At 30.4% G+C, this 18,426-nt stretch carries 21 protein-coding genes; 18 read left to right on the plus strand and 3 right to left on the minus strand.

Features of this window, described 5'->3' with window-relative positions:
- Window positions 1-2 precede the first annotated feature (2 nt).
- The 5 genes from rsmG to ACWJKP_RS00675 all read left to right on the plus strand — a co-directional run bounded on the left by rsmG (window position 3) and on the right by ACWJKP_RS00675 (window position 4,067).
- Complete coding sequence (rsmG, locus tag ACWJKP_RS00655) at window positions 3-722, plus strand: 16S rRNA (guanine(527)-N(7))-methyltransferase RsmG (protein WP_462961371.1); 720 nt, start codon at window positions 3-5, stop codon at window positions 720-722.
- Between the two features lie 153 nt (window positions 723-875).
- A complete protein-coding gene (gene noc / locus ACWJKP_RS00660; RefSeq protein WP_165411843.1) occupies window positions 876-1,655 on the plus strand; it encodes a nucleoid occlusion protein in 780 nt (259 codons plus the stop codon).
- 247 nt (window positions 1,656-1,902) lie between these two features.
- Entirely contained in the window at window positions 1,903-2,673 is a 771-nt protein-coding gene (locus tag ACWJKP_RS00665; protein WP_165411842.1) for a ParA family protein, read from the plus strand.
- Between the two features lie 3 nt (window positions 2,674-2,676).
- The gene (locus ACWJKP_RS00670; RefSeq protein WP_187351395.1) at window positions 2,677-3,525 is read left to right on the plus strand and encodes a ParB/RepB/Spo0J family partition protein; all 849 of its coding nucleotides are present in this window, start codon (window positions 2,677-2,679) and stop codon (window positions 3,523-3,525) included.
- A 38-nt stretch (window positions 3,526-3,563) separates the two neighbouring features.
- Window positions 3,564-4,067: a DUF4446 family protein gene (locus ACWJKP_RS00675; protein WP_165411841.1), complete on the plus strand. Its 504-nt coding sequence runs from the start codon at window positions 3,564-3,566 to the stop codon at window positions 4,065-4,067.
- A gap of 195 nt (window positions 4,068-4,262) precedes the next feature.
- Here ACWJKP_RS00675 and yyaC read toward each other — a convergent pair whose 3' ends face one another.
- Genes yyaC through ACWJKP_RS00690 form a run of 3 tightly spaced genes read right to left on the minus strand, consistent with a single transcriptional unit; the run spans window position 4,263 to window position 7,130 of the window.
- Window positions 4,263-4,865, minus strand: coding sequence for a spore protease YyaC (gene yyaC, locus ACWJKP_RS00680; RefSeq protein WP_165411840.1), 603 nt, complete (start codon window positions 4,863-4,865; stop codon window positions 4,263-4,265).
- Between the two features lie 47 nt (window positions 4,866-4,912).
- Entirely contained in the window at window positions 4,913-5,965 is a 1,053-nt protein-coding gene (gene ytvI, locus ACWJKP_RS00685; RefSeq protein ID WP_165411839.1) for a sporulation integral membrane protein YtvI, read from the minus strand.
- Between the two features lie 10 nt (window positions 5,966-5,975).
- Window positions 5,976-7,130 carry an aminotransferase class V-fold PLP-dependent enzyme gene (locus ACWJKP_RS00690; protein ID WP_462961372.1) on the minus strand — a complete coding sequence of 385 codons (1,155 nt, stop codon included), beginning with the start codon at window positions 7,128-7,130 and terminating at the stop codon, window positions 5,976-5,978.
- 328 nt (window positions 7,131-7,458) lie between these two features.
- Between ACWJKP_RS00690 and ACWJKP_RS00695 the strand changes: the two genes are divergently transcribed.
- The 13 genes from ACWJKP_RS00695 (at window position 7,459) to ACWJKP_RS00755 (ending at window position 18,344) form a co-directional block, all read left to right on the plus strand.
- Entirely contained in the window at window positions 7,459-7,710 is a 252-nt protein-coding gene (locus tag ACWJKP_RS00695) for a DUF3343 domain-containing protein (RefSeq protein ID WP_165411837.1), read from the plus strand.
- Between the two features lie 28 nt (window positions 7,711-7,738).
- Window positions 7,739-7,975, plus strand: coding sequence for a DUF951 domain-containing protein (locus ACWJKP_RS00700; RefSeq protein WP_165411836.1), 237 nt, complete (start codon window positions 7,739-7,741; stop codon window positions 7,973-7,975).
- 96 nt (window positions 7,976-8,071) lie between these two features.
- Entirely contained in the window at window positions 8,072-8,359 is a 288-nt protein-coding gene (gene rpsF, locus ACWJKP_RS00705) for a 30S ribosomal protein S6 (protein ID WP_165411835.1), read from the plus strand.
- A gap of 11 nt (window positions 8,360-8,370) precedes the next feature.
- Window positions 8,371-8,811, plus strand: coding sequence for a single-stranded DNA-binding protein (locus tag ACWJKP_RS00710; protein ID WP_165411834.1), 441 nt, complete (start codon window positions 8,371-8,373; stop codon window positions 8,809-8,811).
- 25 nt (window positions 8,812-8,836) lie between these two features.
- Window positions 8,837-9,100, plus strand: a complete 264-nt coding sequence (gene rpsR, locus ACWJKP_RS00715; protein WP_165411833.1) for a 30S ribosomal protein S18 — start codon at window positions 8,837-8,839, stop codon at window positions 9,098-9,100.
- A 278-nt stretch (window positions 9,101-9,378) separates the two neighbouring features.
- Complete coding sequence (locus ACWJKP_RS00720; RefSeq protein WP_165411832.1) at window positions 9,379-9,693, plus strand: MazG-like family protein; 315 nt, start codon at window positions 9,379-9,381, stop codon at window positions 9,691-9,693.
- A 15-nt stretch (window positions 9,694-9,708) separates the two neighbouring features.
- Complete coding sequence (locus ACWJKP_RS00725; RefSeq protein ID WP_165411831.1) at window positions 9,709-10,716, plus strand: YybS family protein; 1,008 nt, start codon at window positions 9,709-9,711, stop codon at window positions 10,714-10,716.
- A gap of 13 nt (window positions 10,717-10,729) precedes the next feature.
- Complete coding sequence (locus tag ACWJKP_RS00730) at window positions 10,730-12,721, plus strand: DHH family phosphoesterase (protein ID WP_165411830.1); 1,992 nt, start codon at window positions 10,730-10,732, stop codon at window positions 12,719-12,721.
- Complete coding sequence (gene rplI, locus ACWJKP_RS00735; RefSeq protein WP_165411829.1) at window positions 12,721-13,164, plus strand: 50S ribosomal protein L9; 444 nt, start codon at window positions 12,721-12,723, stop codon at window positions 13,162-13,164. Before ACWJKP_RS00730 ends, rplI begins: the two co-directional genes overlap by 1 nt.
- 70 nt (window positions 13,165-13,234) lie before the next feature.
- Entirely contained in the window at window positions 13,235-15,139 is a 1,905-nt protein-coding gene (lonC, locus tag ACWJKP_RS00740) for a Lon family ATP-dependent protease (RefSeq protein WP_165411828.1), read from the plus strand.
- Between the two features lie 91 nt (window positions 15,140-15,230).
- Complete coding sequence (locus ACWJKP_RS00745) at window positions 15,231-16,562, plus strand: replicative DNA helicase (RefSeq protein WP_165411827.1); 1,332 nt, start codon at window positions 15,231-15,233, stop codon at window positions 16,560-16,562.
- Between the two features lie 346 nt (window positions 16,563-16,908).
- Window positions 16,909-17,964, plus strand: a complete 1,056-nt coding sequence (locus ACWJKP_RS00750; protein ID WP_165411826.1) for a ParM/StbA family protein — start codon at window positions 16,909-16,911, stop codon at window positions 17,962-17,964.
- A gap of 2 nt (window positions 17,965-17,966) precedes the next feature.
- The gene (locus tag ACWJKP_RS00755; RefSeq protein ID WP_165411825.1) at window positions 17,967-18,344 is read left to right on the plus strand and encodes a hypothetical protein; all 378 of its coding nucleotides are present in this window, start codon (window positions 17,967-17,969) and stop codon (window positions 18,342-18,344) included.
- Window positions 18,345-18,426: the final 82 nt, after the last annotated feature.

Genomic DNA, 18,426 nt, shown 5'->3' on the forward strand with positions numbered 1-18,426 from the left:
ATATGAAATACTTTGATATATTAAATAAAGCTAGCAGTAACGAAGGACTTGAATTTAGCAAAAAAAAATACGAGCAATTTATGAAATATAAAGACCTTATAAAGGAATGGAATGAAAAAGTAAATTTGACTGCTATAAAAGAAGATGAAGAAATAGTAAAGAAGCACTTTATTGATTCTATGAAGGTTTTTAAGTTTGATCAGTTAAAGAATGCAAAGAATGTTATAGATATAGGTACTGGAGGAGGGTTTCCAGGTATTCCTATGAAAATAATAAAGCCTGAAGTAAATATAGTTTTATTAGATTCACTGAATAAGAGAGTTAAATTTTTAAATGAAGTAATTAATTCTCTTCAACTAGAAAATATTAAAGCTATTCACGGTAGAGCAGAAGATTTTGCACAAGAAATACAATATAGAGAAAAGTTTGATGTTGCAGTATCAAGAGCGGTTGCTAATTTAACAGTCTTGAGTGAATATTGTATACCTTATGTAAAGGTTGGAGGATATTTTGTTGCAATGAAGGGGCCTGCAGTTGAAGAGGAAATTAAGCAATCTAAAAATGCAATTAGGATGCTGGGTGGACGAATCGAACATATAGAAAAGGTACAAATTGAAGATAGTGATTTAAATCATAACCTGGTAATAATAAGTAAGATTTCGCAGACACATAGGAAATATCCTAGAAAAGCAGGGATGGTTACTAAAGAGCCTTTATTTTAACGACAGCACCACAAGTGATGATTGCACCAAACAGGGGATAAGTAATGTTATAATTTGTCGTACGAAAGAATAAAAAAGAAGAAGGAAATAAGATAAAAATGGAGAATTGTTAATGAAAGGTAAAAAAAAGGAAAAATTGAGGGATGGTATATTATGAAAAATAATGTAAATCACATATCTATAGAATTAATTTCTCCAAATGTTTATCAGCCTAGAAAGCATTTTAATGAAGAAACTATTGAAGAACTATCACAGTCAATAAAGGCTTATGGGATAATCCAACCGCTAACAGTTAGAAAAATTGGGGAAAACAGGTATGAACTAGTGGCGGGAGAGAGAAGACTAAGAGCAGCAAAAAAAATAGGGCTTGAACAAGTCCCAGTAATTATTATAGATATTACGGATAAAGATTCCGCAGCAATTGCACTATTAGAAAATTTGCAAAGAGAAGATCTAAATTTTTTAGAAGAAGCTATAGCTTATTATAATCTTATTCAAGATCATTCTTACACACAAGAACAGTTAGCACAAATGATAGGAAAAAAACAATCAACTATTGCAAACAAATTAAGATTACTAAAATTGGATAATCAAATAACAAGTATCTTAGTAAAAAATAAGCTTACTGAAAGACATGCTAGAGCTTTGTTAAGATTAACTGATATAAACATTCAAAAGAAAGTACTTAAAATAATTGTTGATAAATCGCTTAATGTTAAAAATACAGAAGAACTTATTGAAAAAGAACTATTGAAGTTATGTAGAGATGGAGTGCCTGTTAGTGGTAAGAAGAGAATCAAAGGAATTTTTGCGCCTAGAGTATATATAAATACTATAAAACAAGTTTTTGATAAGTATGGAATAAATGCAGAATACAAGTCTAAAGAATTAGAAGATAGTATAGAAGTGACAATAAGAATACCTAAAAAATAGACATTGAAAACAGAATGTTTCACGTGAAACATTCTGTTTTTTTAATGTTATTTTGGAAAATTCAAAAAAGTACTATTAAAATATTTAACATAAATATATAATGAACTATATAGAAAAATCAAAGTATAAATTAAAACTTATAAAGTATAGTTTATATTACATGCAACCTATATAAATTGTAAGTTATTGGGGATACAATTTATAAACTATAGAAACACAAATAATATTATGAAGGGTAAGTGTAGCCATGAAAACCATATGTATCTTTAATCAAAAGGGAGGAGTAGGCAAAACTACTACAAATATAAACCTATGTTCTTATTTAGCTATGCAAGGGAAAAAAATATTAACAATAGATATTGATCCTCAAGGAAACACTACAAGTGGATTAGGATTTGATAAGAAGCAAATAAATTTATCAATATATGATTTATTAACATCAGATATTTCAATTAGGGATACTATAAAAGAATGCGAGTTAGTTAATAATTTGTATTTAGTACCTTCTACAATGGAACTTGCAGGGGCAGAAGTAGAATTAATTAGTATAGATAATCGTGAAAATAAGCTAAAAGAAAAGCTTAAAGAAATTGAAGGTGAATTTGACTATGTTTTTATAGATTGTCCACCTTCTTTGGGTATTTTAACCATAAATGCGCTTACAGCCGCAAGTAGCGTGCTTACACCTATTCAATGTGAATTTTATGCTTTAGAGGGTGTGGGGCAATTAGTAAATACAATCCAATTAGTTAAAAAATCTTTGAATAAAGAATTAGAAATTGAGGGTATAATTCTTAGTATGTATGATAATAGAACAAAACTTTGTAATGAGGTTGTATCAGAAGTGAAAAAATATTTCAATGATAAAGTGTATAAAACAACAATACCTAGAAATGTTCGGCTGGCTGAATCTCCAAGTTTTGGATTGCCAATTATGTTGTATGATGATAATTGCAAGGGAGCAGAAGCGTACGAAAAATTAGCAAATGAATTTTTAAATAGACAAAGGGGATGTTAAATATTGAATAAAAAATTTGGATTAGGTAAAGGGTTAGGAGCTTTAATACCTGAAGAAGAAAGTACAGAAGATAGTTCCAATGTTTTTAAAATATCTATGAATTTGATTAAAGCTAATAAAGATCAGCCAAGGAAAAACTTTGATCCTGAAAAAATATCCGAATTAGCACAATCAATAAAAGAACATGGAGTTATTCAACCTATTATTTTGAATAAAGAAGATGATGTATATATAGTAGTAGCGGGTGAAAGAAGATTCAGAGCAGCGAAAAGCATTGGGCTCGCAGAAATACCTGCAATCATTATGAATATAAACAACAAAGAAGTACTAGAAATATCATTAATAGAAAACATTCAAAGAGAAGATTTAAACCCAATTGAGGAAGCTATAGCTTACAAAAAACTACTAATAGAGTTTAATCTTACTCAGGAAGAAATAAGTAAAAAGGTTTCCAAATCAAGAACAGCTATAACAAATTGCATGAGATTATTAAACTTAGATGAAAGAGTTCAAGATTACATAATAGATGGAGTAATTTCGGAGGGACATGGAAGGGCAATACTCGGTATAAGTGATAGACAGCTTCAGTATCAAATTGCTCAAATAGTTATAGATGATAATCTCAATGTGAGAGAAACAGAAAGATTAGTAAAAAACTTAGGAAATGAAAAGCCACAAAAAGTAGTTAAAAATGAAAATGATATATATTATAAAGATATAATGAATAAATTAGAAAATCGTTTTGGTACTAAAGTTCTTATAAATTCTAAGAATAAGAATAAGGGTAAAATAGAAATTGAGTATTATTCAGAAGAAGATTTTGAAAGAATTTTAGAGGTTTTTAATATATAATGTTTCACGTGAAACTAATAGAGGGGATGTAATTTAGAATGAAAAGTATCATTAATTTTATAAATAATGAACAGATTTATATAATAATAGCTCTTATGATTATTGTATTTATGCTAATAGCAATAATTATTATAACCTATGCATTTTTAAATAAATTAGAGAGAAGATACAGAAAATTAATGAGAGGTGTAAATAATAAAAATTTAGAAGAAGTGGTTATATCTTATTTAGACAAAATTGACGAAGTTAAAGATGAAAATGAAGTTATAAAACAAAGGTATGAACAAATAAATGCGGAACTGAAAACTTGTGTGCAAAAAACTTCAATGATAAGATATAAAGCATTTGATGATATGGGAAGTGATTTAAGTTTCTCTATAACATTGATTGATGGAAATGGTAATGGTGCTATATTAACAAGTATTTATGGTAGAAATGAGAGTACTACTTATGCTAAACCAATAGATAAAGGAATATCTAGGTATGAATTATCTCAGGAAGAAAGTAAAGTTTTAGAGCAAGCTATAAATTTAAAAAAATAAAAAGTATATATTGCGATTATGCATTTAATTCGTTAAGAACTACTAATTTTATTTTTCATTAATCTGGTGAAAAGCATAAACTCGCTGTAGCTCAACCATATGTTTTTCCTAACCCATCTTAATTAAAAATAACTAAGAAGTTCTAAATCTCGCTTCAATGTATTATACGCAATATATATTTTTTTTGCATAAAAATCAACCTTCAACGTCCTTTATGTTGAAATCATCATAAATGGGATTTAATTTTTTTTCGCCTGCGATTTTGAGTATTGAATGGTATAAACCAGTGGATATAGTATCGGCAAGCATCATTACTGTATATAATCTTGTATTTTGAAGAACCATAAATTCAAAGGCTCCAGATATATTTACAATGCCCGTTATGCTTAAATCACCCACCTTAGGTAAATCTTTATTCATAGCAGCACCAGGACTTAATGGTTTTTCCTCAATAATGATTTTTCCTACATTTTGTAAACTTCCGAGGCAAGCATCTATTGCAATAATGTAAGGATTAGTATAGGAATAGTTAATTTCATCAATTGTTTCACATAAATTTTTTGCATGGACTGGACATTCAAGACTACCGTAAATATGAAGTCTATTTCTAACTAAAAATTTAAGCTTGTTTCCAACCAGGGGTCCTAAACTATCACCAGTAGATCTGTCGGTGCCAATACATAAAATAACAATAGGGCGTGAGCATTTTGCTATGGGAAAAATATATTGACTTATAATATCTCTTAACTTAAAAGTGCAATCTCTGGACATAGAATCTAAAATAACTTTATCTACCATAAAAAAACCTCCTATTGGGATATTAGCCATTTAGGAGGTTTTCTATTCTATAAAACTTCAACTTTTTTCAATATATTATAAAAAACTAAAAAAAACATACAGAATAGCATCCCAACAATACCATTTGCTCTTAATCCTATAAATATAGAAGCGAGAACTGCTACGGGGTGAATGCCTAGTGATGAAGACACAATCTTGGGTTCTATAATTTGTCTTACTATAGTGATAATTATATAAGATATTAAGAGGCCTAAAGCAGCTACATAATTATTAGATATAAAAAATATTATTATTACGGGAAGGTATATAGTTCCTATACCGAAAATAGGGAGTAAATCAAATAATCCACATAATACACTCAGAGTTACAGCATACTTAACTTTGAAAACTAAAAAAACAATTAATGTTTCTAAAAATGTTATAGTGATTATCAGTAAGTAAGAAAGTAAATAATTCTTAAGCATCTTTTTTGATTCATCAAATATGGAATGTAATCTATCTTCATTTTTGCGGGGAATTAAATCAAACTTTTTTTTGCTTGAAGATGACAAATCTTTTGTGAAGAAATAAGTAGTAAGTAAAGTAAATAATAAAACCATTAAAATATAAGGTATAGTAGATACAAAATCTAGAGTTTGAGAAAAAATTTTTGTGGATGCATTCATGCTAATATTTATAGTCTTGGTTATATAATTAGTAATATTTGACTCAATATTACTTACCACGTTTGGATCTAAAGTTTTATAATAATTTTGTAAGTTACTAAAAATATTAATTACAATGTCTTTGTTTAAAGTTATATATGATTGGATGTTTTTTCCGAGTAGTATCGATTCTGAAGTTAAAGTAGTGATGATTAAAGATAATAATACAACAATTACAGTGAAAAATATGGTGGTAGTAAGTAATGAAGCTATAGTGTTTTTAAGTTTGAATTTTTTCATCAAAAATTTTGTTGGTATCTTAAGTAGTGAAGCTAAAATAAAAGCAAATACAAAAGGAAGGGTGAACCCAATAGTTCCAAAAAAGATTACAAAAACAAAGGTATACAAAACAAAAAATATAGCTAGTTTATCAATTTTTTTTAGAATATTTTCCATGTAAATAAAATCACACCTTTCTAATAATAGTATTGAGGGCGTTAAGGGTATAATTGATGTCTTTAATATCATTAAAAGGGCCAATGCCAAATCTTAAAGTACCAGATGGATATGTTCCAATGCTTTTATGAGCAAGCGGTGCACAGTGAAGGCCAGTTCTTGTTGTAATTCCATATTCACTATCTAGAATAAACCCTAACTCGGAATTGTCGATTTTTGTTGAATTAACAGAGATAGTAGCGGTTCTTTTAGAACTATCGGTGAGACCATAGACATTAACAGAGGATATATTTAGAAGACCCTCTATAAAGTTTTTGCACAAATATTCTTCGCTTTCGCGAATAGAGTCTAAACCCTGGTCATTAATAAAATTAATACCTTCTAAAAGGCCAGCTATACCTGGAGCATTTAGAGTCCCGCTTTCAAATTTATCAGGCAAAAAATCTGGTTGAACAATACTAGATGAAAGACTACCAGTCCCACCCTCTATAAATGCAGTGCATCTTTCATTTAAATTATCATCAATTAAAAATCCACCTGTACCTTGAGGTCCTAGTAAACTTTTATGACCTGTAAAAGCTAGGGCATTACAATTTAATTTATAGAAATCTATTGGTAATATTCCGGCAGTTGGCGCAGTATCTATAACAAAATAAATGCCCTTTTCTTTACATATACTACCAATGGATTCTAAAGGCTGAATACTTCCAATGATGTTAGAAGCATGTGAGAGAACTACCAATTTTGTATTGGGTTTAAGTGTATTTACAAAATCGTCTACATTAATTAAGCCTTCTTTTGAGCAAGGGATAATGTCTAATTCTATAACGCCTTTTTCGCAAAGGGAGTTTAATGGTCTTAAAGTAGCGTTATGGTCCATTGAAGAAGTTATTACATGCCAGTCTTTTTGGCATGTAGATTTTATAAGTATATTTAAAGAAGTGGTAATATTTGGTGTAAAAACTACATTCTCAACTTTATCAAAGTGAAAAAAATCCATTAAAGCATATCTACAATTTAAAATAACTCTATTTCCGGCAAGTGAAGTTGTAGATACACCTCTTCCTGGGTTTGAACCTATATTCATCATATAATTCATCATTGAATTATACACTGCGGGTGGTTTAGGAAAGGTGGTGGCTGCATTATCTAAATATATTTTCATGATTTCCTCCAATATTACACAATGATTTATTAGTATATTCTATAAAAAATATAGAGGCTATTAATATTATGTATAACAAGTTAAATTTTGTTTTCATACAATTAAGACTATAAATAGTTTATAATAGAATTAGATAAATAATAAAATACACTTTTTATAAGAATATATTAGAAGTTAGAATTTTAAATGCAATATTATGAAATAATATACAATTATGCATTATAAATACATAATTTTGAATTAATATATTATACAATATTATAATCTAAAGTTATGTAAATGTATATGAAGTGATTAATATTATGATATGGAAGTAGGGTGGAAAATATTGAATAAATATTATATAGTAACATTTCAAAATACACATGAAGCCATGAAAGCGGAAAGAGAAGCACTGCGACAACAGGTTAAGGTAGTAGTTGTTCCTACGCCTACATATATAACTAAAAGTTGTGGGATTAGTTTAAAAATAGAGGATGACAATATTCGAAGTATAATTGAGCTAATTAAGTTAGAAAAGATAAAGGTAAAAGAAATTTTTGTACGGGATAAAGAAAGTGTAAAAGTTATGACAATATAGTAATAATAAATTAAAGGTGGGATATTTAATGAAGGTATTCAATTTAGGAGATATTGTTGAAATGAAAAAAACTCACCCTTGTGGCAGCAAGAATTGGGAAATCATTAGGTTAGGTGCGGATATAAAAATAAAATGTTTAGGTTGCGCTCGGATAGTAATGCTTCCAAGGATAAAATTTGATTCGGGGGTAAAGAAAATTATAAAAGAAAATGTACTAAATAAAGAAAAAGGGATTACTAAAGAAAAAGTACCTATAAAAAAATAATTACTTGATTAATGAATGATTAAATGATATAATCTATTATTGTAATCCCTGCCGTGCAATGCATGGCCGTTAGTCCGAGGGGAGGAGGTGAAATTAATGAGAAAATATGAAACTATATTCATATTACATCCTTCATTAGACGAAGAAGCTGTTAAAGCTAACGTTGAAAAGTTTAAAGGTGTAATAGAAAATAATGGTGGAGAAATTGAAAATGTTGATGCGTGGGGCAAAAGAAAACTAGCTTATGAAATACAAAAAGTTGGTGAAGGTCACTATACATTAATCAATTTCAATGCAAAACCTGAATTACCGAAAGAATTAGATAGAGTATTCAGAATTACTGACAGTGTTATAAGACATATCATAATAAATCCAGAAAAATAGGTGGTGCATTTATGAATAAAGTTGTTTTAGTTGGTAGATTAACAAAAGACCCTGAGTTAAAGTTTGCTCAAGGTACAGGAACAGCTGTAGCCACTTTCACTGTAGCCGTCAATAGAAGATTTAAAAGAGAAGGTCAACCAGAAGCAGACTTTATACCGGTAGTGGTATTTGGAAAGCAAGCGGAAGCTACTGCAAATTACATGAGTAAAGGCAAGCTATTAAGCGTATCTGGAAACATTCAAACTAGAAATTATGAGGCTAAAGATGGTACTAGGAGATATGTTACTGAAGTAATTGCTGATGAAGTTGACTTCCTTGAATGGGGAGGAAATAAAACATCAGGTACGAATACTAATCAAGGTGGAAATAATAGCGAATCAAATGCTGGATCTCATGGTTTTAGCAGTGATAGTGATATAACACCAATTGATGATGGAGATATTCCATTCTAATATTAGGTAAGGAGGAAAAACAACAATGGCTATGAACGAACATAAAAGAAGCGGCGGCGGTGCTGGCGGAAACAGAAAGAGAATGAAAAGAAAAGTTTGTGCTTTCTGTATGGATAAAGCAACTGCAATCGACTATAAAGATATAAATAAATTGAGAAAATATGTTACAGAAAGAGGAAAGATTCTTCCAAGAAGAATTTCTGGAAACTGTGCAAAACACCAAAGGATGCTTACTGTATCTATAAAAAGAGCAAGAAACATAGCATTATTACCATTTACTACTGAATAGTAAATGACTGAAAGCAGCGCCTTAAGGTAGCTGCTTTTATTTTTTTACAAATAAAAATAAATATTATACCCAATAATCAAAATATAAATATAAAAGTATATATTATGCAGTACGATTTGTAGTATACTTGTAGTTGTAACCCATAAAATGTAAACGTAGAAAATATAAGATATTAAACTACGAATTGTCTATATAGAAATAAACTTTAGTTGCATAAATTTAGAAAAATAACTAAAATGGAGTTATAAGCATAAGCCTACAAGGGGAGATGATATACTATGAAGAGACAAGATTTTAATATAATGTCTAATGTTAAGATAGTTGAAAGTTTGAAGGCTGAGCTATTATGTATAATAGGTGATTTCTTCAAGTTGCTAAGTAAAGGAAGCAATGTTGCTCAAGACGCCATACTGGATTGCATTTCGGGGGCAATAATACTTTTATATATATTAGGCGAAAGGCTCGGATATTCCAATGTAGCCGTGGATGAGAGTATGAAAAAGAAACTAAAGGTGGGAATAGTTGAAGGAGATAATATAGAAAAAGATGGAAAAGATCTAAGTAAACTATATTCGCATATAAAGGAAAGATAAGTAATGGAGGAAAAAATGGAGAATAAAAAGTATAGTACAAAGGCAATTGTAGAGGCTTCGCTTATAGCTGTTATAATTTCAGTAATAATGATTATAACGGGATACTTGCCAATTATGTCATTTATAGGGATATTGATATTGCCAATTCCGGTTGCAATACTCTATATAAGGCATAACAGCAAAATAACAATCACTGCTATATTTTTGAGTATAATTCTAACATCCTTAGTGTATAATCCAATAATGGCGATATATTCAGCTATAGCTTATAGTATTATTGGAATCGCGCTTGGCTATTGTGTTAAGGAAAATAAAAGGTCATCTATAACTTTATTATTTTTGGGTATTAGCTCTGCAATATCCAATATACTAACAATAGCTTTTTCTATGATATTTATAGAAAAAGTAAGTTTTATGAATTTTATTTCCAAAAATTTAGAATTTTTTAAGCAAACAATGAAAGTTTCTTTTGATGGAGCAAAAAACTTTTATTCGCAAGCAGGAATCACCCCAGAACAGTTGAAACTTTTAAATGAAAACTTTGAAATGATAAACAAAATGGATGTTACGATAGTTTTGGTAGTAATACCTGCAAGTATTTTAATAATTTCATTTATATCAGCTTATTTGAATTATATAGTGTCTAGATCCATATTAGAGAAGCTAAACTACAAAATGGATAAAGTATTACCTTTCAGCAGAGTTTACGTTACTAACATACTAGGAGCTGTATTAATAGGTATAGTATGTATAGGCATAATACTTTCAGCAAAAAAAATAGCAGGTGGGGATTATATACTAAATTCGTCCCAATTACTTGTGCAACTTGTATTTATGATAAATGGACTTGCGGCAGCTACATATTTTCTAAGAGTTAAAAAAAATTTATCTAAACCAGTAGTAGCACTAATTTTAGTGTTAACATCATTTTCGCGTCTAGGTAGTATTTACTTTTCAATAGGACTCATGGAGATGGCTTTTGATTTTAGAAAGCTCGATCCATATAGAATTAAAAGAAAATAATTGGGGGCTGATTATGGAGAATAAATACAATTATTTTAGTGTTAATAATAAAATATATATGGTGACCATGGCCCTACTCATATGTATAATATTTTATTACGGACACCTTGAAGTGGGAATTTTAACACTGGGACTATACGCGATACTAGTAGTGTATAATATCTACAACTCTAAGGTTAAAAAAAATGAGTGGAAAAAATTCATTGAAAATTTTTCATCTAAACTGGATATAGCAACCACAAGCACCTTAGTAAAACTTCCTTTTCCACTAATAATAATAGGGTATATGGGAAATATATTATGGTATAATCAAAGTGTAACTACAATGCTTGAAGGGGAAGATCTTTTAAATAAAAATATTAGAGATATAATTAAGGAACTAAATCTAAAACAAGTTTTAGAGGGTAAAAAGAATATATTCCCAAATATTAAAATAAAAGATAAGTGCTATGAAATCTACACAAATATTGTTGATACAAACGAGAATAAAAATGTTAAAGATAAGATTATGCTTTTATATTTTTATGATATAACGGAAAAAACCAGTTTAATAAAAGGCATTAACGGTAACAGGGAAAGCGTTATGCTAGTGGAAGTTGATAACCTTGATGATGTTGTTAAAACTACAGAAGAAGATAAGGCGCCTTTACTTGTAGCAGAGATTGAGAGAACAATAAACAGCTATGGACAGAGTGTAAATGCGGTGGTAAAAAAGTATACATCGAATAAATATGTTATTATAGTTCAAGACAAGTATATTGAAAAAGAAATAGAAAAGAAATTTGATATACTAGATAGTGTTCGCGAAATAAGTAATGGTAATAAACTCGCAGTTACTTTAAGTGTGGGAGTTGGTAGGGGAGAAGATACACCACTTAAAAACTATGAATTTGCTACCTCAGCTAAGGAACTTGCCTTAGGTAGGGGTGGTGATCAAGCAGTTGTTAAAAAAGGTGAAAAATTATCTTTCTTTGGAGGCAAAACAAAAGAAGTTGAGAAAAGAACTAAGGTTCGTGCAAGGGTTATAGCTCATGCATTAATGGATTTAGTAAATGAGAGTAACACAATTTTCCTTATGGGACACAAAAATGCTGATCCTGATTGTTTAGGCTCGGCCATAGGTCTATTTAGTATTATTAAAAAATCAAACAAAGAATGCTATATTATTCTCGAAGGAATAAATAGTGGTATAAAAAGCATGATGGATATAATACTCGCAGATGAAGAATACAAAAATACTTTTATAACAAGTGAAAAATTTAAAAGTGTTAAAAATTCAAATAGCCTAATTATATTAGTGGATGTGCACAATGAAAGTCATGTTCAAAATTTAGAAATAGTTAAAGAGGTAGAAAAAGTAGTTATAATTGACCATCATAGAAAGTCACAAGATTTTATACAAGGGGCAGTACTGAGTTATATGGAAACCTACGCATCATCTACTTCTGAATTAGTTACTGAGATGATTCAATATATGGTTGATAAGCCAAAACTTAAACATATAGAAGCGGTAAGTCTTTTAGCGGGGATATGTGTGGATACAAAAAATTTCTCTTTTAAAACAGGAGTTAGGACATTTGAAGCAGCAGCTTTTTTAAGGCGGCATGGTGCAGATACTATGGATGTTAAAAAAATGTTTTCTGATGATTTGAGTATTTATTTGAGAAGAGCTGATATTATAAGGTCAGCGAAAGTTAAAAATGAAATTGCTGTAGCCGTTTGTCCAGAGGAAGTAGAGGATACGGTATTAGCTGCCCAAGCTGCGGATGAACTTCTAAATATTACTGGTATCGAAGCGTCGTTTGTTATTGTAAAAACAGGAGATGAAGTATTTATTAGTGGAAGGTCGCTTGGGAAAATAAATGTACAGTTAATACTAGAGACATTAGGTGGAGGTGGACATATGACTATGGCTGGTACGAAATTTACTTCACTGAAACTTGAAGAAGTAGTGGTGAAATTAAATGAAGCTATAGATGAATATTTAAAGGAGGGGGAAAAATAATGAAAGTTATATTATTAAAAGATATTAAAGGGACAGGTAAAAAGGGCGACGTGATAAACGCTGCAGATGGATATGCGAGGAATTTTTTATTTCCTAGGCAATTAGCTAAAGAAGCTACAGACTCAAATATGCACATATTAAATAAAAAAAATGATATTGAAAGAAAAAAGAAAACATCTGAAATTGAAGATGCACAAAAATCAGCTAATGAACTTAAAGATAAAGTTGTAAAAATAATTGGTAAAGCTGGAGAAAACGGAAAACTTTTTGGTGCAATTACAACTAAAGATATAGCAATAGCGTTAAATAAACAATGTAATTTAGATATTGATAAAAAGAAAATAGTAACAGATACAATAAAATTATTAGGAACTTACGATGTAGAAATTAAAATATACCCAGAAATATCTACTAAGATAAAAGTTCTTGTTTGTGAGGAATAATCATATAAACCGAAGGGAGGAAACGCTTTATTAAATAAATGATAATTATATTTATTAAAGCGGATTACGTTTGAAGACATTATTAGTTAATCAAATTGGAGAACAGGTTGAAAGAGATGCATTACCTCTGGATACACAAATAGACGTTTTATATGAAATAATGAGGAATGTACTAGATGAAGGCACTATAAAGTCTAAAACTATAAAATTTAAACTTCAGAAGCACATTAAAAGCGAAAGCATATATAGAAGGTTATTCGCTTTGAATAAAATTATCAGCAATGGTAAGGGGATAGAGATAGTGCCTAATGAAAAAAATATACAAGAAGCACTAGATAATACTAATGAATGGTTGACTGATGAAATAGCTAAAAGATATGTGCAAAATAAAATTGAAGCTGAAGTAGAAAAAAATCTAATGGAAAAGCAAGATAAGTATATTGATGAAGTAAGACTTGGAATAATCAAGAAACAAAAGGGACCTGAAAATGCTAAAACACTTAAAAAATATGCAGATTTAGAAGAACTTGATAGTAGAAAACTTACTAAAAATATACAAGCTATGTTAAGGCCAGAGAGTTTTAGTGAAATAGTTGGTCAGGAAAGAGCTATAAAATCTCTGTTATCTAAAATGGCATCACCATATCCTCAACACATTATTCTTTATGGTCCACCAGGAATTGGGAAGACTACTGCGGCTAGGCTTGCTCTTGAGGAAGCTAAAAAGCTAAGTTATACTATTTACCATAAAGATGCTAAATTTGTAGAAGTGGATGGTACAACACTACGGTGGGATCCAAGAGAAATAACAAATCCACTTTTAGGATCTGTACATGACCCGATATATCAGGGAAGTAAAAGAGAACTAGCTGAGGGTGGGATCCCAGAACCAAAAACAGGTCTTGTAACAGAGGCTCATGGAGGAGTACTATTTATTGATGAAATAGGTGAACTTGATAGTATACTTCAAAACAAATTACTTAAAGTATTAGAAGATAAAAGAGTTGAGTTTTCATCATCTTATTATGATCCTGAAGACGAAAACACACCTAAATATATAAAATATTTATTTGATAAAGGTGCTCCAGCAGATTTTGTTTTAATAGGGGCTACTACCAAGGAACCATCAGAAATAAATCCGGCATTAAGATCAAGATGTACTGAAGTTTATTTTGAACCATTAACTGCGAAGGACATAGAAAATATAGTGGTGAATGCTGCGAATAAATTAGAAGTTAAAATAGGAGATGGGGTTGCACAAACTATTGGTAGATATACTATTGAAGGAAGAAAAGCTATAAACATTTTAGCAGATGCTTATGGATTTGTACTGCATAATAGAAAATCAGTAGATGCGTCTCAAGTTAAAATTGAGGTTAAGGACTTGTTAGATATTATATCTATAAGTAGACTATCTCCCTATGAGGAATTAGATAAAGAGGTTAAAGCTGAAGTTGGCCATATATATGGACTTGGAGTATCAGGATATATAGGATCAACTATAGAAATAGAAACATCAGTATTTGAGTGCAAGGAAAAAGGTAAGGGTCAAGTAAGATTTAATGATACTGCTGGAAGCATGGCTAAGGACTCAGTGTTTAATGCTGCATCCGTAATAAGAAAAACAACAAATAAAGATATTAAGGACTATGACATACATGTAAATATAGTAGGTGGAGGTAAGATTGATGGACCATCGGCTGGAGCCGCTATAACTGTATGTATAATTAGTTCTCTTTTAGACAAACCTTTAAGACAGGATGTTGCAGTAACTGGAGAGATATCCCTTCGGGGTATTATAAAACCAGTAGGTGGCATATTTGAAAAAGTTTACGGGGCAAGAAGAAAGGGAATTAAGCTAGTTATAGTTCCGAGTGATAATGAAAAGGAAATTCCTATTGACCTTAAAGATATTGAAATAAAAACATCATCAAACATTGAAGAACTAATGAAATTAGTGTTTGAAATAAAATAAATTAACTATAATTAATGGCCCTGTTAAATCATCACCTGCGGTGATGTATTTTTAGCAGGGCATAAAACATTACTTTAGGGGAGATAAAAAAATGGATACACCTCTTAGAAGTTTACCCTATAATTTAGAAGCAGAACAATCAGTTATTGGATCAATGCTTATAGATAAAACCGCGATATCACGAGTAGTAGAAGTTTTAAAAAGTGATGATTTTTACAGAGATTCCCATAAAGTTATATTTAGCGCTATTTTTGATTTATATCAAAAAGACACGCCTATTGACATGATTACTTTACTCGAGCATTTACGTTCTTCTGAAAAGTTAGAAGCATCAGGGGGAATTACTTATATTTCAGAGATAAGTAACTCAATACCCTCCACAGCCAATTTAAGTTCGTACATAAAAATTGTAGAGGATAAATCTACTTTAAGAAAACTTATTAGAGCTTCTACTGAGATTATGGAAAATTGTTATAATAAGCAAGATGATGTAGAAGCTGTAATGGATCTTGCAGAGCAAAAAGTATTTAACATATCACAGAAAAAAAATGCGGGTGACTTTGAACCAATGAACACGGTTCTAGAGCGAGGGTTCTTAGAAATAGAAAGAATATTTAATAATAAAGGGGAAACAACAGGAATATCTAGTGGGTTCCCAGAACTTGATGATAAAACCGCTGGATTTCAAAAGGGTGATATGATTCTTATCGCTGCAAGGCCGTCTATGGGCAAAACTACATTTGCACTAAATTTAGCAGAGTATGCAGCTCTTAGGCAAGGGAAAAGTGTAGCTGTATTCTCCCTGGAAATGTCTAAGGAACAACTTTCTTATAAACTGCTTTGTTCAGAAGCAAATGTTGACATGTCAAAGCTCAGACATGGTGATTTGGAAGATAGGGACTGGGAAAACATAGCGAAAGCATCCGGACCACTTGCTGCTGCTAAAATATACATAGATGATACAGCAGGAACTTCTGTTATGGATATGCGTTCAAAATGTAGAAAATTAAAAATGGAGCATGGCATAGATCTGATAGTTATAGATTATCTTCAACTTATGACTGGTAGCAATACAGAAAGCAGACAGCAAGAAGTATCAGAAATATCAAGATCTATTAAAGCTCTTGCAAAGGAGATGCAGTGCCCTGTGATAGCATTATCACAGCTATCACGTGCGCCAGAGCAAAGAACTGACCATAGGCCCATGTTATCTGACCTTAGAGAGTCAGGGTCTATTGAGCAGGATGCTGACCTTGTTATGTTCTTATACAGAGATGAGTATTATAATGAGGAAACGGAAGATAAAAATGTAGCAGAGCTTATAATAGCAAAACAAAGGAATGGTCCTATAGGCACAGTAAAACTTGCATGGATAGGCCAATTCAGTAAATTTGCAAGACTTGATGTAATTCATAGAGAGTAAGAGTACAGTAAAGTAGATTTATCTATTAATTTAAATAAATTATGATAGGATAACAAAATTTATAAAATTTTGTTATCCTATTTTTATTTATTTATATATAGTGTGGGAGACGTTGATATGACTAGTGAGCTATTAAGGATATTTTCTTTAATGTAAATATATATATGTTTACATTTGTAGATATATAAATATATATATCTATATATTTACAAGTATGTAGATAAACATCTATAAATAGGTTTATAAATATATTTATAAATATTCCATTACAAAAGAAGGATATTAATACATAATATAGAATATATACCGATAAGGAACAATTAGAAAAATTTAGGAGGGAAAATAAATGAACTTAACAGAAATATCAAAAAAATATCCTATATTAAAGAAAGAGTTAGAATCTGTACTAACTGTTGACATAGGAAATACATTTACAAAAACAAGTACCAATGTAACTTTTGCTAGTAGAGTGTCTGCTGTAAGCAAGCATGGTTCTAGGGCTACTGGAATAAGTAACATCACTTGGAATGGAAAGTTATACACCGTAGGTAATAAAGAAGGCAAGCTTAACATGGAATCTAACAAATACATGTCCGATCATTATAAGTTAAACCTGCTTAACGCTATTGCACTAAGTTTTAAGGGGGAAACTAAAATAAAGGTAAGACTCGCTGTGGGACTTCCCGCAGAATATTATATAGACCATAGTATTCCACTTAAAAATGAAATAAAGAAGATGGAAAAGCAGTCTATAACAATAAATAATATAACATATGATATAGAAATAATAGATGTACAAGTATTTAAACAAGGAGGTACATTAAGTGCTGAAACCATGGAAACATTTACTTATCCAATGTTATTACTTGACTTTGGTGGTGGTACTTTAGATGTATCTCATTGGAAATATGAGAAAGATGAATTTGGTAACAAGGTGCTTGGAATGACTAAGGCTAGTAGTTTTGCACAACATGGGTTTGAGCCAACAATAGAATCATTACTCACTAAGTTCAACTCTGCTGACGGATCTGATGGTAATTATGATATATCAGATGCTATCGAATATTTAGAAGATGACGAACTACCTTTTGGGGAAGCAAATGTATTAAAAGACATTAAAGATTTAGTGTTAAGACCATATGTGGAGAAAGCAATAAGTTCAATTAATAGTTCTTTTAAACCAAATACTTGTAAAGATATAAGAATAATAGGTGGACCTGCAAAGTTACTACTAGAATATTTACAAACAGAGTTCATAAAAACTGAGCCAAAGCTTATAGATAATAAAAACCCTCAATGTGCAAATTCTATACTGTTCGCTGAAAGATATAAAGAATTGCTAGTACTTGAATACTTAGATGGAAATAAAGAAGTTGCTGCAACTACAGTAGCAGGTCAATAATTATGGGAGCACTCCGTAAAACTGTATCATCAAATCTAGGAGAGGAAACAGATAAAGACTTAATTAATTATGTGAGCAATATGGAGAAGAAAGGTATTAATAATTCTAAACTTATAAAGCAGGCTCTGAGATTTTACAGGGACTACGGCAATAAAGTTAAGAAGCTAGATACAGTGGATATTGCAAATATTTTAGATAACCCTGAAGTTAAAAATTATATAGGTAATATAGTTGGAGAGCTTTTTAAAGGTGCTATGCCAAATTCAATTCCACAAATCAACGATGCAGTTATTGTTAAAAAATCAAATGAGAGGGATATAGATTCTGTTGAAAGTGAGTATATGAAAAAACTTAATTGTGTGAAAGATATGTCGTTATAGCTTGGAGTGGCGTTTTCGTCACTCCTTTTTACTTTAAAAATCATAATTATTTTAAAAACACTTATCTCATACATATAGTAAA

The organism is Clostridium sp. CM037 (assembly GCF_055081095.1).

What these genes read in the sequence shown, in the direction of transcription:
- rsmG (WP_462961371.1), top strand. Translation starts at nt 3, where the DNA reads ATGAAATACTTTGATATATTAAATAAAGCTAGCAGTAACGAAGGACTT.
- noc (WP_165411843.1), top strand. Translation starts at nt 876, where the DNA reads ATGAAAAATAATGTAAATCACATATCTATAGAATTAATTTCTCCAAAT.
- ACWJKP_RS00665 (WP_165411842.1), top strand. Translation starts at nt 1,903, where the DNA reads ATGAAAACCATATGTATCTTTAATCAAAAGGGAGGAGTAGGCAAAACT.
- ACWJKP_RS00675 (WP_165411841.1), top strand. Translation starts at nt 3,564, where the DNA reads ATGAAAAGTATCATTAATTTTATAAATAATGAACAGATTTATATAATA.
- yyaC (WP_165411840.1), bottom strand. Translation starts at nt 4,865, where the DNA reads ATGGTAGATAAAGTTATTTTAGATTCTATGTCCAGAGATTGCACTTTT.
- ytvI (WP_165411839.1), bottom strand. Translation starts at nt 5,965, where the DNA reads ATGGAAAATATTCTAAAAAAAATTGATAAACTAGCTATATTTTTTGTT.
- ACWJKP_RS00690 (WP_462961372.1), bottom strand. Translation starts at nt 7,130, where the DNA reads ATGAAAATATATTTAGATAATGCAGCCACCACCTTTCCTAAACCACCC.
- ACWJKP_RS00700 (WP_165411836.1), top strand. Translation starts at nt 7,739, where the DNA reads ATGAAGGTATTCAATTTAGGAGATATTGTTGAAATGAAAAAAACTCAC.
- rpsF (WP_165411835.1), top strand. Translation starts at nt 8,072, where the DNA reads ATGAGAAAATATGAAACTATATTCATATTACATCCTTCATTAGACGAA.
- ACWJKP_RS00710 (WP_165411834.1), top strand. Translation starts at nt 8,371, where the DNA reads ATGAATAAAGTTGTTTTAGTTGGTAGATTAACAAAAGACCCTGAGTTA.
- rpsR (WP_165411833.1), top strand. Translation starts at nt 8,837, where the DNA reads ATGGCTATGAACGAACATAAAAGAAGCGGCGGCGGTGCTGGCGGAAAC.
- ACWJKP_RS00720 (WP_165411832.1), top strand. Translation starts at nt 9,379, where the DNA reads ATGAAGAGACAAGATTTTAATATAATGTCTAATGTTAAGATAGTTGAA.
- ACWJKP_RS00725 (WP_165411831.1), top strand. Translation starts at nt 9,709, where the DNA reads ATGGAGAATAAAAAGTATAGTACAAAGGCAATTGTAGAGGCTTCGCTT.
- ACWJKP_RS00730 (WP_165411830.1), top strand. Translation starts at nt 10,730, where the DNA reads ATGGAGAATAAATACAATTATTTTAGTGTTAATAATAAAATATATATG.
- rplI (WP_165411829.1), top strand. Translation starts at nt 12,721, where the DNA reads ATGAAAGTTATATTATTAAAAGATATTAAAGGGACAGGTAAAAAGGGC.
- ACWJKP_RS00745 (WP_165411827.1), top strand. Translation starts at nt 15,231, where the DNA reads ATGGATACACCTCTTAGAAGTTTACCCTATAATTTAGAAGCAGAACAA.
- ACWJKP_RS00750 (WP_165411826.1), top strand. Translation starts at nt 16,909, where the DNA reads ATGAACTTAACAGAAATATCAAAAAAATATCCTATATTAAAGAAAGAG.
- ACWJKP_RS00755 (WP_165411825.1), top strand. Translation starts at nt 17,967, where the DNA reads ATGGGAGCACTCCGTAAAACTGTATCATCAAATCTAGGAGAGGAAACA.